Source organism: Pseudomonas veronii, assembly GCF_001439695.1.
Lineage (GTDB): Bacteria > Pseudomonadota > Gammaproteobacteria > Pseudomonadales > Pseudomonadaceae > Aquipseudomonas > Aquipseudomonas veronii.
In genome coordinates, this window is record NZ_JYLL01000047.1 from 1 (window position 1) to 12,959 (window position 12,959).

The 12,959-nt window shown below is 64.5% G+C and carries 13 protein-coding genes and 1 pseudogene; 9 read left to right on the plus strand and 5 right to left on the minus strand.

Features of this window, described 5'->3' with window-relative positions; all coding sequences use genetic code 11:
* The first annotated feature begins 397 nt into the window (after nucleotides 1–397).
* On the plus strand, nucleotides 398–994 hold the full coding sequence (locus TU80_RS29740) for a MarC family protein (RefSeq protein ID WP_017849674.1): 597 nt from the start codon (nucleotides 398–400) through the stop codon (nucleotides 992–994).
* On the opposite strand, the gene TU80_RS29745 is transcribed toward TU80_RS29740, so the two are convergent.
* The 5 genes from TU80_RS29745 to cobG form a co-directional block, all read right to left on the minus strand.
* Nucleotides 991–1,770 carry a ubiquitin family protein gene (locus tag TU80_RS29745; protein ID WP_046384853.1) on the minus strand — a complete coding sequence of 260 codons (780 nt, stop codon included), beginning with the start codon at nucleotides 1,768–1,770 and terminating at the stop codon, nucleotides 991–993. The two genes, TU80_RS29740 and TU80_RS29745, sit on opposite strands and share 4 nt — an antisense overlap.
* A 237-nt stretch (nucleotides 1,771–2,007) precedes the next feature.
* Entirely contained in the window at nucleotides 2,008–3,645 is a 1,638-nt protein-coding gene (gene cobJ, locus TU80_RS29750) for a precorrin-3B C(17)-methyltransferase (RefSeq protein WP_057006057.1), read from the minus strand.
* Nucleotides 3,645–4,376 carry a precorrin-2 C(20)-methyltransferase gene (locus TU80_RS29755; protein ID WP_017849677.1) on the minus strand — a complete coding sequence of 244 codons (732 nt, stop codon included), beginning with the start codon at nucleotides 4,374–4,376 and terminating at the stop codon, nucleotides 3,645–3,647. Before TU80_RS29755 ends, cobJ begins: the two co-directional genes overlap by 1 nt.
* Nucleotides 4,376–5,002 (minus strand): precorrin-8X methylmutase, encoded by a 627-nt coding sequence (locus TU80_RS29760; RefSeq protein ID WP_046384855.1) that lies wholly within the window; start codon nucleotides 5,000–5,002, stop codon nucleotides 4,376–4,378. Before TU80_RS29760 ends, TU80_RS29755 begins: the two co-directional genes overlap by 1 nt.
* A complete protein-coding gene (gene cobG / locus TU80_RS29765) occupies nucleotides 4,995–6,347 on the minus strand; it encodes a precorrin-3B synthase (RefSeq protein ID WP_046384856.1) in 1,353 nt (450 codons plus the stop codon). Before cobG ends, TU80_RS29760 begins: the two co-directional genes overlap by 8 nt.
* Nucleotides 6,348–6,385: 38 nt before the next feature.
* Between cobG and TU80_RS29770 the strand changes: the two genes are divergently transcribed.
* From TU80_RS29770 to TU80_RS29805, 8 genes and pseudogenes are all read left to right on the plus strand, one after another.
* On the plus strand, nucleotides 6,386–7,591 hold the full coding sequence (locus tag TU80_RS29770) for a bifunctional cobalt-precorrin-7 (C(5))-methyltransferase/cobalt-precorrin-6B (C(15))-methyltransferase (RefSeq protein WP_057006058.1): 1,206 nt from the start codon (nucleotides 6,386–6,388) through the stop codon (nucleotides 7,589–7,591).
* Nucleotides 7,588–8,307, plus strand: coding sequence for a cobalt-precorrin-6A reductase (locus tag TU80_RS29775; RefSeq protein ID WP_057006059.1), 720 nt, complete (start codon nucleotides 7,588–7,590; stop codon nucleotides 8,305–8,307). The genes TU80_RS29770 and TU80_RS29775 overlap by 4 nt, the downstream gene beginning before the upstream one ends.
* Before the next feature lie 356 nt (nucleotides 8,308–8,663).
* Nucleotides 8,664–8,965: pseudogene (locus TU80_RS29780) on the plus strand (type II toxin-antitoxin system RelE/ParE family toxin).
* A gap of 3 nt (nucleotides 8,966–8,968) precedes the next feature.
* Nucleotides 8,969–9,259 (plus strand): addiction module antidote protein, encoded by a 291-nt coding sequence (locus tag TU80_RS29785; protein ID WP_017849687.1) that lies wholly within the window; start codon nucleotides 8,969–8,971, stop codon nucleotides 9,257–9,259.
* A gap of 96 nt (nucleotides 9,260–9,355) precedes the next feature.
* Nucleotides 9,356–9,751, plus strand: a complete 396-nt coding sequence (locus TU80_RS29790) for a DUF2946 domain-containing protein (protein ID WP_046485671.1) — start codon at nucleotides 9,356–9,358, stop codon at nucleotides 9,749–9,751.
* A 47-nt stretch (nucleotides 9,752–9,798) separates the two neighbouring features.
* Nucleotides 9,799–10,281, plus strand: a complete 483-nt coding sequence (locus TU80_RS29795; protein ID WP_057006060.1) for a copper chaperone PCu(A)C — start codon at nucleotides 9,799–9,801, stop codon at nucleotides 10,279–10,281.
* A gap of 11 nt (nucleotides 10,282–10,292) precedes the next feature.
* Nucleotides 10,293–10,724: a DUF2946 domain-containing protein gene (locus tag TU80_RS29800; protein WP_057006061.1), complete on the plus strand. Its 432-nt coding sequence runs from the start codon at nucleotides 10,293–10,295 to the stop codon at nucleotides 10,722–10,724.
* 93 nt (nucleotides 10,725–10,817) lie between these two features.
* Entirely contained in the window at nucleotides 10,818–12,893 is a 2,076-nt protein-coding gene (locus TU80_RS29805; protein WP_026140374.1) for a TonB-dependent copper receptor, read from the plus strand.
* Nucleotides 12,894–12,959: the final 66 nt, after the last annotated feature.

Below are 12,959 nucleotides of genomic sequence, written 5' to 3' on the forward strand. Positions count from 1 at the left end.
GAAGTGGAGGGGCAGGATGATCTTTTTGAGTGAGTCACTGGTAGGAGAGTCCGTTGGACTGCGAGAAGTGGACGACAACGTGTGGGACATGTACCTATGTAACTATCCACTGGGTAGGCTAGACAGCGGTGCAAGCCGGCTGTCCAGCACCCAGAAACGTAAAGGATGTCCCCGGTCTCGTTTGTAAAGGATGTCTCCGTCTGTACACCCCGATGGCGGTGGACCAGTCACCTATGCATCGACTGAAAGACAGCGATGGCAAGCTCGCTCCCGATAGCGCTGGAACAGTTACAAATAAGCTGACTGTCACACCGCTATCGGGAGCAAGCTCCCTCCCACATTTGATCTCTGTCGCCTGATAGACTCCGCCAATCTCCTTCTGTCGCGAGCCACCCCCATGCTCCACGTGTTATTCAGCGTTTACCTGAAGATGCTGGTGCTCTACAGCCCGTTCTTCGTGTTGTCCTGTTTTATCAGCCTGACCCGCGGCTATTCGAGCAAGGAACGGCGACGCCTGGCCTGGAAAGTGGCGTTGGCGACGCTGGTGTCGAGCGTCTTGCTCTACCTGTTCGGCCGGGTGATTTTCAGCGTGTTCGGCATCACCGTGGACGCTTTCCGCATCGGCGCCGGCAGCGTGCTGTTCATCTCGGCCTTGGGCATGGCGCAGGGCAAGTCGGCGGTGCAGACCGATAACGTGCAGCAGGACGTGACCATCGTGCCGCTGACCATTCCGCTCACCGTCGGCCCCGGCACCATCGGGGCGCTGCTGGTGATGGGCGTCAGCCAGCCCCATTGGGACGACAAAATCGCCGCCATCCTCAGCATCGCCCTGGCCAGCTTCACGGTGGGCGTGGTGCTGTATTTGTCCAACCGTATCGAACGGATTCTCGGTGACCAGGGCTTGCAGATTGTCAGTCGCTTGATGGGCTTGTTCGTGTGCGCCTTGGCCGCACAAATCATCTTTACCGGGGTGCGCGGCTACCTGGTGCCTTAGATCCGGTATTTGGCGATCGCCAGTTGCACCTTGTCGCCCGCACTCTCACGCATCAACTGGATGGTTTTTTCGTTGACCACCGAGGTATTCAGCACCAGGCAGGTTTGCCCGCTGAAGGCCTCGAACGAGGAACTGTCCCACTCAAGAAAAGGCAGCCCCACGTGCTTGCTGACGCCATGGGAGCTGTAGGTCACCAGCACCATCATGACTTCGCCGTCGGTTTCGGCGCAGGACGCCAAGCCAAAATCGCCCCCCTGATGCACGCTGCTATTGCGCTTGAACAGCTCGAATGACGCCGGCATCTGTTTCAATGTTTCCAGCGCATCGGCGGCCAGTTTCGGCAGCGCCGTCAGCAGAGGCCCGGCCAGTGAGGTCGAGGCCAGCAGGGTGGCGATGATATTCAGCGCCGCCAGTTGCACCGTCAGCCCCTTGCCGGCGCTTGAGACCCGCTCGAACCGGCTGCGCACCGGCAGCCAGCCCAGGCTGATCATCACCTTGATAAATTCGTCGTACCAGCCCTCCGTGCCGCGACTGATCTTCAAGACATCGCTGACGTAGCTGCTGGCCAACAGATAGCTTTTGCGGATGTATTCGCGGTTCAGGCCGCTCAGGCCGTCGGCGAACGAGATCACGCCATTGTTGACCACCGCCGCGTTGCAGCCGTCCTCGGTATCCAGCGGTAAAGCCGCGTGCGTCCCCGGCGCGCCGGGCAGCTTATAGGCGGCAATCAATTTGCGCCGCTTGGTGCTGTTGATCCTTCTGTGATGTCGCTCCATTTTCAGTTCTCCACAAGCACCCCACATGGGGCGTGTGTCCACACTAGTCCAGGCGCCGACGGGCTTTCCACACGACAAACATCCCTTGCCGGCAGCGCTCGCGCAGCGCAGCCCAGCATTCGTTGGGCGCCCCACGGGCAGTTCCGGATTTCATCGATAAAAAAAGAAAAAGCCCCGAATCACGGCAGGTGTTCACCCAGCGTCATTCGGAGCTTTCCGGCGCTCGCGCGGCGCTTTTCAGGAGGCCGGTTTTTCGCCATACCAGCGCGGCGTGTACACCCACTCACCGCCGCCGGCGCGCGGGAACGCGCAGGTGGTGGACGAGCCGATCAGCACCATGGTCCGCATGTCCACCTGTTCCGGGGTCAGTTGCCCCAGCGTGGTCACGCGCAGGGTCTGGCCCGGCCGCCCGATATCGCGGCCCAGCACCACCGGCGTTGCGGCATTGCGGTGTTGCGCGACAATCTCCAGGGCACGCCCCAGTTGCCACGGCCGCGCACGCGAGATCGGGTTGTAGAACGCCAGGGCCAGGTCGGCCTGGGACGCGAGGTCCAGGCGCTGCTCGATGATCGACCAGGGCTTGAGGTTGTCCGACAGCGACATCACGCAGAAGTCGTGCCCCAACGGCGCGCCGGCCTGGGCCGCGGTGGCCAGGGACGCGGAAACACCCGGCAGGATTTCCAGCTCGACCTGGTGCCAGGCCGGGTCGTCGGACTCGTGCAGCGCCTCGATCACCGCCGCCGCCATGGCGAACACACCAGGGTCGCCGGACGACACCACTACCACCGAACGGCCTTGGGCGGCCAGCGCGAAAGCGTGGCGGGCGCGCTGCATTTCTTCACGGTTGTCGGTGCAGTGCTGCACCTGATCGTCGCGGAACGGCCCGGCCATGCGGACGTAGGTTTCGTACCCCAGCACATCGGTACAGCGCGCCAGTTCGGCCTTCACCGCCGGCACCATCAGGTCGGCGGCGCCAGGGCCAAGGCCGATCACCGCAAGGCGGCCACGCGGGCGACCGACCTGGGACACGTCCAAGGGCTGCTCGGCGACCGAAACAACGACGTCCGCCGCTTGCTCCACCTCGGCGAAACGCAGCGGCACGCCTAACTCCAACGCCGCTTCGTGCAACGACGGTTCGGCCATCTGGGTATCGCTGGCCAACAGGCAGGCCAGCGACTGCAGGGCAATCCCCGAGGCATGCAACGCGCCACGCACACGCTGCGCCAATTGCGCGCCGGGCTTGCAGGTGACGCACACGCTCTGTGGATAAATCAGCAACTCGTTGGCCGCCGGTACGCGCTCGGCGCTGCCTACGTGGATCGCCAGGCGCGCCTGTCGGTCCTGCGCCAGGTTGGCCTGGTCAAGCCACGGCGCCGCGCCTTCGATACGCACGCTTTCGCCGGCAAGCAGGTCGCTGACGAAGCGCTTGCCCAGCTCCAGGTCCGCCAGTTGATAACCGGCCGGAGGGTTGAGCAGGCACGTGCCGAAACGCAGCTCGCCACTGGTGGTGATCGCGGCGGCCACGCCCAACGCCGCGGCAATCTCCCGCGCCATGTCATTCACCCCGCCCAGGCCACCGAGCAACGGCACCACCGCGCTGCCGTCTTCGGCCACGGCCAGTACGGCGGGTTCTTCACCTTTTTCCAGCAGCAGCGGCGCCAGGGTGCGGATCACGATACCGGCGGCGCACAGCGCGATCAGCGGCGTGCCTTGCTGATAGAGCTGGCGCAGGGTTGCGCCGAATTCGCGGTAGCTCTGGTCCGCGCCGTCGACCCGGCCCAGCAGGCCGTGGATCACCGCACCCGGATACACCTGCGCAATCCTGCGCGCCGTGGCCAGGCTGCCCTGCCCGAGGATGACGATCGCCGGGCGCATCAACCTTGCCACCGTTCACCGGGCACGATGATCAGCGAGAAATACGGTGAGGACATCGGCTCGACTTGATCCAGCGGGACGATTTTCTGGTTGGCCATGGTCGCGCGCTCCACATACAGCGCACGCTCGGCCAGGCCGAGTTCTTCGAGCACCTGGCGCACCTTGGGGAAGTTGCGCCCCAGCTTCATGATCACCGCCGCATCGGCATCCGCCAGGCGACGCTTGAGGTCTTCATGGGGCAGCACCCCCGACAGCACCGACAGGCTCTGGTTGCGATACACCAGCGGCGCGCCGAGCACCGAGGCGCCACCGAGCATCGAACACACGCCGGGGATGACCTGCGCTTCGTAGCGCTCGGCCAGACGGTCATGCAGGTACATGTAGGAGCCGTAGAAGAACGGGTCGCCTTCACAGATCACCGCCACATCGCGGCCGGCGTCCAGGTGCGCGGCGACGTCCTGGCTGGCGCTGTCGTAGAAATCGCTGATCACCTGTTCATAGGACAGCGGCGCCGGCAACGCTTCGGTGGTCACCGGGTACACCAGCGGCATCAGGGTTTGCTGCGCCACCAGGTGGTCTTCGATGATGCCGAAGGCGTTGCCCTTTTTGCCCTTGGCCACGAAGTACGCCACCACCGGCGATTCGCGCAGCAGGCGCAGGGCCTTGAGGGTGATCAGTTCCGGGTCGCCGGGGCCGACGCCCAGGCCGATCAAACGTCCACGTGCCGGCATTATTCGACCTCCGTGGCCAGGGCATTGACCGCCGCGGCCGCCATCGCACTGCCGCCCAGGCGGCCCTGCATGATCACGAACGGCACGCCACGGCTGTCGGCGGCCAGCATCGCCTTGGATTCGGCGGCGCCGACGAAGCCCACCGGGAAGCCAAGGATCAACGCCGGTTTCGGCGCGCCGGCGTCGAGCATTTCCAGCAGGTAGAACAAGGCGGTCGGCGCATTGCCGATCACCACCACACTGCCGGCCAGGTGCGGGCGCCACAGTTCCAGGGCGGCGGCGGAGCGGGTGTTGCCCAGCTTCTGCGCCAACGCCGGCACGCGTTCGTCGCGCAGGGTACAGATCACTTCGTTGTTGGCCGGTAGCCGCGCACGGGTCACGCCTTCGGACACCATCCGCGCATCGCACAGAATCGGCGCACCGGCGGCCAGCGCCTCGCGCCCGGCCTTGCCTGCGCCTGCGGAGAACTGCAGGCCGTCGATCGCCTCGACCATGCCGCAGGCATGAATCACGCGCACCGCGAGTTTTTCCAGGTCGGCCGGGATGCGCTCCAACCTGGCTTCCGCGCGAATAATGGCGAAGGAGTTGCGATAGATCTCCTGACCGTCGCGGATGTAATCAATCATCGGTGTTGCTCCGTGGGTGAGCGCGCAGCAGGGCGCCCGCCGCTTCAATAGAAAGAGTGCGCGCGTGCAGCCGGCCGAAACCGGGCTGGGCTGCTTCGCGAAAATAGACGTCGTAATGGCCGGGGCTGACCGCCAGCAAGGTCACCGGCGCGATGTGCGCGGCGGCGCAGGAACGCGCGCAGCCAGACAGATGTACCGCGTGGCCGGGGCGCAGCGCGGCCAGTTGCATCGCGTCGGCCTTGGTATCGGCCAGGCCTTTGCCGCAGCCGCTGGAGCCGGTGCAGGCGATCAGCTGCGCCAGCGGCTGGTCGGCCGAGCAGAGGAAGCCCAGTTGTTCCAGGCGCGCGGTGATCGCGGCGGCATCCTGGCATTTGGCGTTGGGCAGCAGCAGGCCTTGCCAGGGGGTAAAGCGCAGCGTGCCGTCGCCATACTCATCGGCGAGTTGCGCTGCGCCCTTGAGCATGGAGGCGTCGAGTCGACCCAGCGGCGTCACGGCGGTCACGTAGACCCGACCGTGCTGACGCTGTGGATAACTTCCCAGGTGCAGCCACGCCCCGCTGGCCGGGCGCTTGAAGCCATCGACCGGCAATAACGGCAGGTCCAGCCCGACCAGGAAGTTATCCACAGGCAGATGACGCATGCGTGTTTGCGCCGGCGTGGCCAGGTCCAGAAACCGTTCCAACACCGCCACCACCAAGGCATGCCCCTGCTCCAAGCGCACGGCCGCCAACGGCGCATCCAACCCCGGGCAGCCGGCCAGGCCGAACGCGAGCAGTGTTTCGCCGCCTTGCTCAAAGGCCGACAGCCACAGGTCATGGTGATGTTCGAGCATCGCCAGGGCTTCACCGCCATCCAGTTGCACCGCGAACTTGGCCGACAGCTCGTGAAAGCGCGTGTGGTTTTGCAGGGTGGCGAGGATCTGGTCGGCCAGCGGGCGCGTATCGAACAGCATCTGCGGGTCGATACCGGCGCTGGGGCTGAGCATCAGGTTGCGCACGTCGTCACCGGCGGCGGTGCTGGGGCCGAGGCCTGCGGCAAGGAGCATCGCGATCAAAGCCTGCTGCTCGGCACCGATCCCGCGGATCTGCAGGTTGGCGCGGTTGGTCGCCTCGATCACCCCGCCCGCATAGGCCTGGGCCGCGTCCGCCACGGCATGGGCTTGTGCGGCGCTGATCGCGCCGCCGGCCAGTTTGATCCGGCAGATGCCGCCGTCCAACGCCTGGACGATACGCAGCAACCCCGGGCAAGCCGAGGGGCGCAAGGTGTTCAGAGCAGGGATTGGGTTCACGGGGCTACCGGTTCGCGGGTCAAGGCGCGGTATTATGCCTGCTTTGTCCGACGGCATGAAAAGCCTGCCCGTCGGATGTCGTTCAAGGAATTCATATGTCGCCCTGGCTGACGGTAATAGGCATCGGTGAAGACGGCTTCAAAGGGCTCGGCAGAAACGCCCGGCACGCCGTATTGCGTGCCGCGCGGATCATCGGTGGCCAGCGCCAATTGGACCTGTTGCCGGTGTGCGTGCGCGGCGAACGCCAGTTGTGGCCGAGCCCGTTTTCCCTGGCGCCGCTATTGGCGCGACGCGGTGAACCGGTGTGCGTGCTGGCCAGCGGCGACCCGATGTTCTATGGCGTCGGCGCCAGCCTGGCGCGGCAGGTGCCGGCTGAAGAGATGCTGATTTTGCCGGCGCCCTCCTCTGTGTCGCTGGCGGCGGCGCGTTTGGGCTGGGCGTTGCAGGACGTGATGACGTTATCGGTGGTGGCCCGGCCCTTGGCGGCGTTGAATGCACATCTGGCCAGCGGCGTGCGCTTGCTGGTGTTGAGCAATGACGGGCAGAGCCCTGCCGCGATTGCCGCGCTGTTGGCTGAATCCGGCTTTGGGCCGAGCCGCCTCAGCGTCTTTGAACACCTGGGCGGCGCGGCTGAGCGGCGTGTCGATGGCGTGGCCCACGCTTGGCCGCACGCCGCGGTCGCCGATCTGAACCTGGTCGCCATCGACTGCCTGGCCGACGCCGATGCCCCACGCCTGTCGCGCCTCGCCGGCCTGCCGGATGTGGCATTCAAACACGACGGCCAACTGACCAAGCGCGACGTGCGCGCCATGACCCTGGCCCGCCTGGCGCCACTGCCCGGCGAATTGCTCTGGGACGTGGGCGCGGGCAGCGGCTCCATCGGCATCGAGTGGATGCGCGCCCACCCGAGCTGCCGCGCCTTGGCGATTGAAGCCGATGCCGGCCGCCAAGGCCTGATCGAACATAACCGCGACGCCCTCGGCGTGCCCGGCCTGCAACTGGTGCGCGGCACCGCACCCGCGGCCCTCGGCGGCCTGGAAACGCCCGACGCGATCTTCATCGGCGGCGGCGTCACCCGCGACGGCGTGCTCGAGACCTGCTGGCAGCACCTGCGCCCCGGTGGCCGCCTGGTCGCCAACGCCGTGACCCTGCAAAGCGAAATGACCCTGATGGCCTGGCGCGCCCGACACGGCGGCGAACTGACCCGCCTCCACGTGGCCCAGGCCCAGCCGCTCGGTGAATTCGACACCTGGCGCCAGGCGCTGCCGATCACCCTGCTGGACGTGATCAAGCCCCTATGAAACCGATCCTGCTACTGGGCGGCGTCACCGAAGCCCTCGCCATCGCCCGCACCCTCGGCCCCGAACATATCTACAGTCTGGCCGGTGTGGGCCGCGTGCCGACCGACCTCACCTGCCAGGTGCGTGTCGGTGGCTACGGCGGGGTTGAAGGGTTGGCGCAGTTCGTGCGCGACGAACACATCGGCCTGATCCTCGACGCCACCCACCCGTATGCGGCACAGATCAGCCACAACGCCGCCCAGGCAGCACGGTTGTGCGGTGTGCCGTGTTGGGCCCTGCGCCGCCCGGCATGGCGACCGCAAGCGGGGGATGACTGGCGCGAAGTCGCTGACTGGGCCGAGCTGATCGAGGCCCTGAAACCCTTCAAGCGCCCGCTGTTCACCTTGGGCCGCGAGCCGTTGCAGCATCTTGATGAGATCCCGCAGGAGCAATTCTGGACACTGCGCGCGTTGGAGGTGTATCCGGGCAATGAACGCTGCGAAGTCATCGGCGCGCGTGGGCCGTTTCTGATCGAAAACGAGCGTGCGTTGTTCGAACGACAAAAGATCGATGTGCTGATCAGCAAGAACAGTGGCAGCACCGCCACCGAACCGAAGCTGGAAGTGGCGCGCGAGCGAGGGGTGCCGGTGTTGGTGTTGAGGCGGCCGGTGTTGGCTACGGCGGATCGAGAATTTACAGCCGTGGCTGCGGTGCTACAGGCAATATCGTCTCGCTAAACGACACCTCGCCAATGTGGGAACTTGCTCCCGTTCAACGGCGTAGCAGTCGCATGATCGCTGAGTTTGCATCGATGTCCGCAGACTAGCGATCACGTTTGCGACCAGCAACCTCAAACAAGGTGTCGCACGTTTCTGTTTGTACGAAGACCTAGCCAAAACACCCACTGTTTGGTTTACCCAGCAGAAAGACGATTCACCTTACGACCAACTCCGAACCAGCCGGCTAGTTCAGCCAAAAGCTCCCGCCCTAACCTCCCCTCTCGCGGTTTTGCACCCGCTTCCGCGATGGGGATGCACTGCAGTTGCAGCGCGTCGCAACTTGCCATCCTGTATCCCAAGAAATACGATTTGCGATGATTGAGTTCGAAGAATCCGTTGAGTTTGTCAAATGGCTCGAAGCAATGCGCGATCCGCTCGCAAAAGTACGCATTGTGACAAGGCTGCGCATGGCGCAAGCAGGAAACTTCGGCGACTGTGAGGCTGTAGGAGAGGGCGTTTGCGAAATGCGAATCCACCAAGGCCCCGGGTATCGGGTTTACTTCACTCTCCGAGACAAGGTGGTTTATCTGCTGCTGATGGGCCGCGACAAATCAACACAAAGCGAGACATCCAGCGTGCAATACACATGGCAAAAAATCTTGGCCGCAAGGAGTGACTTATGAGCGAATCCTTTACCCGTTTCGATGCCGCAAAATACCTTAAGACTCCTTTTGAGATGGCCGCCTATCTGGATGCTTGCTTTGAAGAAGATGCTGGCGACGGTCTGTTGATTCGCACAGCGTTGAACGATATCGCTCGCGCCCAAGGCATGACCCAAGTCGCTCGCGACGCCGGCCTAGGACGAGAAAGTTTGTACAAAGCCCTCTCCAGCACTGGCAATCCCGAGTTCGCGACTATCATGAAGGTCATGAGAGCACTGGGGCTCAAACTTCACGCCACCGCGCTCTGACACACTGCGACACCAAACCACACCGCCACTTTTTACTTATCCCCCCCGATCAGGCTAAATACCCGCCTGATCGTTTAACCCTACGGATTGTCCGCCATGGCCCGTCAACGCTTTGCAATCGTCTGGATCGCCTGCTTTGCAGTGCTGTTCAACGCCTTTGCCATGCCGCTGGCCGGGGCGATGCAGCAGTCCAAGGACCCCGCGCAGCAACTGTTGTGGGGCAGTTTCTGTTCGTCCAATGGCGCCAGCCTGAAAACCGTTGCCCTGGGCAAGTTGGACATTCCGGCACCGGCGCAGGACGATCATTCCGCCATGCAGCATTGCTGGTGTTGCTCGGGCTCGGCGCCGTTGGTGGCGTTGCCGGGGCATGTGCCGCAGTTGTATGTCACGCGGTTCGAGGCGGCGCAGAGCCTGCCGCCACCGTCATTGCAGTCCCCGACGCCGCGCCAGCAATGGCCGAGCCTTAACCCGCGCGCCTCTCCAACGGTCTGATGGTCTTCGCAAGTGAACTGCGTTTAGAACCGTTCTGGAGAACTGCCATGCTCAAATCTTCCCTGCTTCTGGCCGCATTGCTGCTGCCGGTGTTCAGTGCTGCCAATGCCGACGACTTCAAGGCCGGCGACCTGCTGGTCAGCGATCCCTGGTCCCAGGAATTGCCCCCCAACGCGCCGACCGTCGCGGCCTACTTTGTGGTTCACAATACCGGCGAAACCCCGGACCGCCTGCTCAGCGCCAAGACGCCGGTGGCGGACAAAGCCGAACTGCATGAGCATGTGATGCAAGGCGCATTGATGAAGATGCAACAAGTGCCCAGCGTTGCCGTGCCGGCCAAGGGTGACTTGACCTTCGCGCCCATGGCCTATCACGTGATGTTGCTGGACCTCAAAGACCGCAGCGTACTGGCCGACGGCAAGCACTTCCCACTGACCCTGACCTTCGAAAAAGCCGGGGACGTCGAGGTGCAAGTGTCCGTGCAGAAAGTCCCGCCGATGGCGCCCCACGAGCATAAACACGGCGAGTAGGCCAACACTTGATGGGCGCCCCTCGCGCCAGGTTGTCCGCGCCGCGCCGCAGGCCCGTGAGCCTTAAGCGCGGCAGTTGGATCAGCCTGTTCGCCATGCTGATGATCTTTATCGGTCCGCTGATTTCCCAAGCGATGCCGATGAATCAGCACGCCGGTATGTCCATGAGCATGAGCATGTCCATGGACATGCCCGAGTGCCACGGCGAACCGCAACACCGTCCGCCTCAAAAACAAGCCCCCGACGAACACCACGTCCTCTGGGAAAAGTGCGGCTATTGCAGCCTGCTCTTCAGTTGCCCGGCACTGCCCGGCAGCGTGTCCTACCTCACCCTCGGCGCCCCATCGCCGGCCAACGCCCTCATCCCCTCACCGCGCCTGGGCCATGCCCGGCAGAGCATTTTCCCCGGCGCGCGCAGCCGTGCCCCACCCATCGCCGCGTAAGCACTTGACACCGTTACTTCACCCCGGCCGACGTTAGACAGACAGCCACAGGCTGCTGGCCGTGTTGTTTACGATTGATAGATGGAATTTTTCATGTCCAGGTTTTCTGCTGACACCCGTTTGGGAAGCACTCCCGTGTTCGCCGTTCTGTGCGGCGCGCTCTTGATGCCACAGGCCCATGCCGATACCGATGAGCACGCCGAGCACGAACTGAGCCCCACCGTGATCACCGCGATCGCCCCCAGCTCGCCGCTGACCGTGGTCACCAACCCGAAAGACCCGCGCCAGCCGGTGCCCGCCAGCGACGGCGGCGACTATCTCAAGACCATCCCCGGCTTCGCCCTGGTGCGCAACGGCGGCACCAACGGCGACCCGGTGCTGCGCGGCATGTTCGGCTCGCGCCTGAACATCCTCACCAACGGCAGCATGATGCTCGGCGCCTGCCCGGGCCGGATGGACGCGCCCACCTCGTACATTTCCCCGGAAACCTACGACACACTCACCGTGATCAAAGGCCCGCAAACCGTGCTCTGGGGCCCGGGCGCGTCGGCCGGCACCATCCTGTTCGAGCGCGAGCCCGAGCATTTCGGCGAACTGGGCACGCGGCTCAACGCCAGCGTGCTGGCCGGCTCCAACGGGCGCTTCGACAAAGTCATCGACGCCGCTGCCGGCGGGCCCCTGGGTTACGTGCGGGTGATCGGCAACCAGGCACACGCCGACGACTACAAGGACGGCAACAACGACACCGTCGCCTCGCGCTACGACAAGTGGAACGGTGACGTCGCGGTCGGTTTCACCCCCGACGCCGACACCCTGCTCGAACTCACCGCCGGCCGCGGCGATGGCGAGGCGCGCTACGCCGGGCGCGGCATGGACGGCTCGCAGTTCCTGCGCGAAAGCCTGGGGCTGCGCTTCGAAAAATCCAATATCGGTGAGGTGCTGGACAAGGTCGAGGCCCAGGTCTACTACAACTACGCCGACCACGTCATGGACAACTACAGCCTGCGCGTCCCGTCGGGCACCGGGATGATGGCAGGCCCCATGGCCTCCAACGTCGACCGCCGCACCCTCGGCGCGCGGATCAAGGCGACCTGGCGCTGGGCCGACCTGCAACTGATCGGCGGTCTGGATGCGCAGACCAACGAACACCGCCAGCGCAGCAGCATGGGCGTCGACACCTACAAGGATTTGCCGCGCAACAAAGACGCCAACTTCCATAACTACGGCGTATTCGGCGAGCTGACCTGGTACGCCGCCGACCGCGACCGCCTGATCACCGGCGCGCGCCTGGACCGCGCCTCGGCCCGAGACTTCCGCCAGACCATCGGCTCAGGCATGTCGGCACGCGCCAACCCGACCGCCGACGACACCCGCGCCGACACCCTGCCCTCGGGCTTCATGCGTTACGAGCACGACCTGGCAGACACCCCGACCACGCTCTACGCCGGGCTGGGCCACGCCGAACGCTTCCCGGACTACTGGGAACTGTTTTCCCCCAACACCGGCGCGGCCGGTTCGGTCAACGCGTTCGATGGCGTGAAACCGGAAAAAACCACCCAGCTCGACTTCGGCGCGCAATACAAGACCGCCGACCTCGAAGCCTGGGCCTCGGGTTACGTCGGGCAGGTACGCGACTTCATCCTGTTCGACTACCGGACCGGAATGATGGGCACCACGTCCCAGGCGCGCAACGTCGACGCACGGATCATGGGCGGCGAACTGGGCGCGGCGTACAAGCTGACCCAAAACTGGAAGGCCGACGCCACCCTCGCCTACGCCTGGGGCAAGAACAGCAGCGACGGCAAGCCCCTGCCGCAAATGCCGCCGCTGGATGCGCGCCTGGGCCTGACCTACAGCGAGGACGACTGGAGCGCCGGCGCCCTGTGGCGAGTGGTCGCCGCGCAAAACCGCATCGACCAGAACAAAGGCAACGTGGTCGGCAAGGACTACGACAAGAGCGGCGGCTTTGGCGTGTTCTCGCTGAACGCGGCGTACCGCATCAATAAAAACTTCAAGGTCAGTACCGGCGTCGACAACCTGTTCGGCAAAGCCTACGCCGAGCACTTGAACCTGGCCGGCAACGCCGGGTTCGGCTACCCGGCCAACGATCCGCAGGCCATCAAGGAGCCGGGGCGCACGCTCTGGACCAAGGTCGACATGAGCTTCTAAAACATCGGGGCAAGTCGAATCGTCGCACCGCCCCTCCCACACTTGGAATGCATGCCAACTGTGGGA

Bases quoted from the DNA above. Each gene is read 5' to 3' on its own strand.
- TU80_RS29740 (WP_017849674.1), top strand. From the start codon at position 398: ATGCTCCACGTGTTATTCAGCGTTTACCTGAAGATGCTGGTGCTCTAC.
- TU80_RS29745 (WP_046384853.1), bottom strand. From the start codon at position 1,770: ATGGAGCGACATCACAGAAGGATCAACAGCACCAAGCGGCGCAAATTG.
- cobJ (WP_057006057.1), bottom strand. From the start codon at position 3,645: ATGCGCCCGGCGATCGTCATCCTCGGGCAGGGCAGCCTGGCCACGGCG.
- TU80_RS29755 (WP_017849677.1), bottom strand. From the start codon at position 4,376: ATGCCGGCACGTGGACGTTTGATCGGCCTGGGCGTCGGCCCCGGCGAC.
- TU80_RS29760 (WP_046384855.1), bottom strand. From the start codon at position 5,002: ATGATTGATTACATCCGCGACGGTCAGGAGATCTATCGCAACTCCTTC.
- cobG (WP_046384856.1), bottom strand. From the start codon at position 6,347: ATGCCGTCGGACAAAGCAGGCATAATACCGCGCCTTGACCCGCGAACC.
- TU80_RS29770 (WP_057006058.1), top strand. From the start codon at position 6,386: ATGTCGCCCTGGCTGACGGTAATAGGCATCGGTGAAGACGGCTTCAAA.
- TU80_RS29775 (WP_057006059.1), top strand. From the start codon at position 7,588: ATGAAACCGATCCTGCTACTGGGCGGCGTCACCGAAGCCCTCGCCATC.
- TU80_RS29785 (WP_017849687.1), top strand. From the start codon at position 8,969: ATGAGCGAATCCTTTACCCGTTTCGATGCCGCAAAATACCTTAAGACT.
- TU80_RS29790 (WP_046485671.1), top strand. From the start codon at position 9,356: ATGGCCCGTCAACGCTTTGCAATCGTCTGGATCGCCTGCTTTGCAGTG.
- TU80_RS29795 (WP_057006060.1), top strand. From the start codon at position 9,799: ATGCTCAAATCTTCCCTGCTTCTGGCCGCATTGCTGCTGCCGGTGTTC.
- TU80_RS29800 (WP_057006061.1), top strand. From the start codon at position 10,293: ATGGGCGCCCCTCGCGCCAGGTTGTCCGCGCCGCGCCGCAGGCCCGTG.
- TU80_RS29805 (WP_026140374.1), top strand. From the start codon at position 10,818: ATGTCCAGGTTTTCTGCTGACACCCGTTTGGGAAGCACTCCCGTGTTC.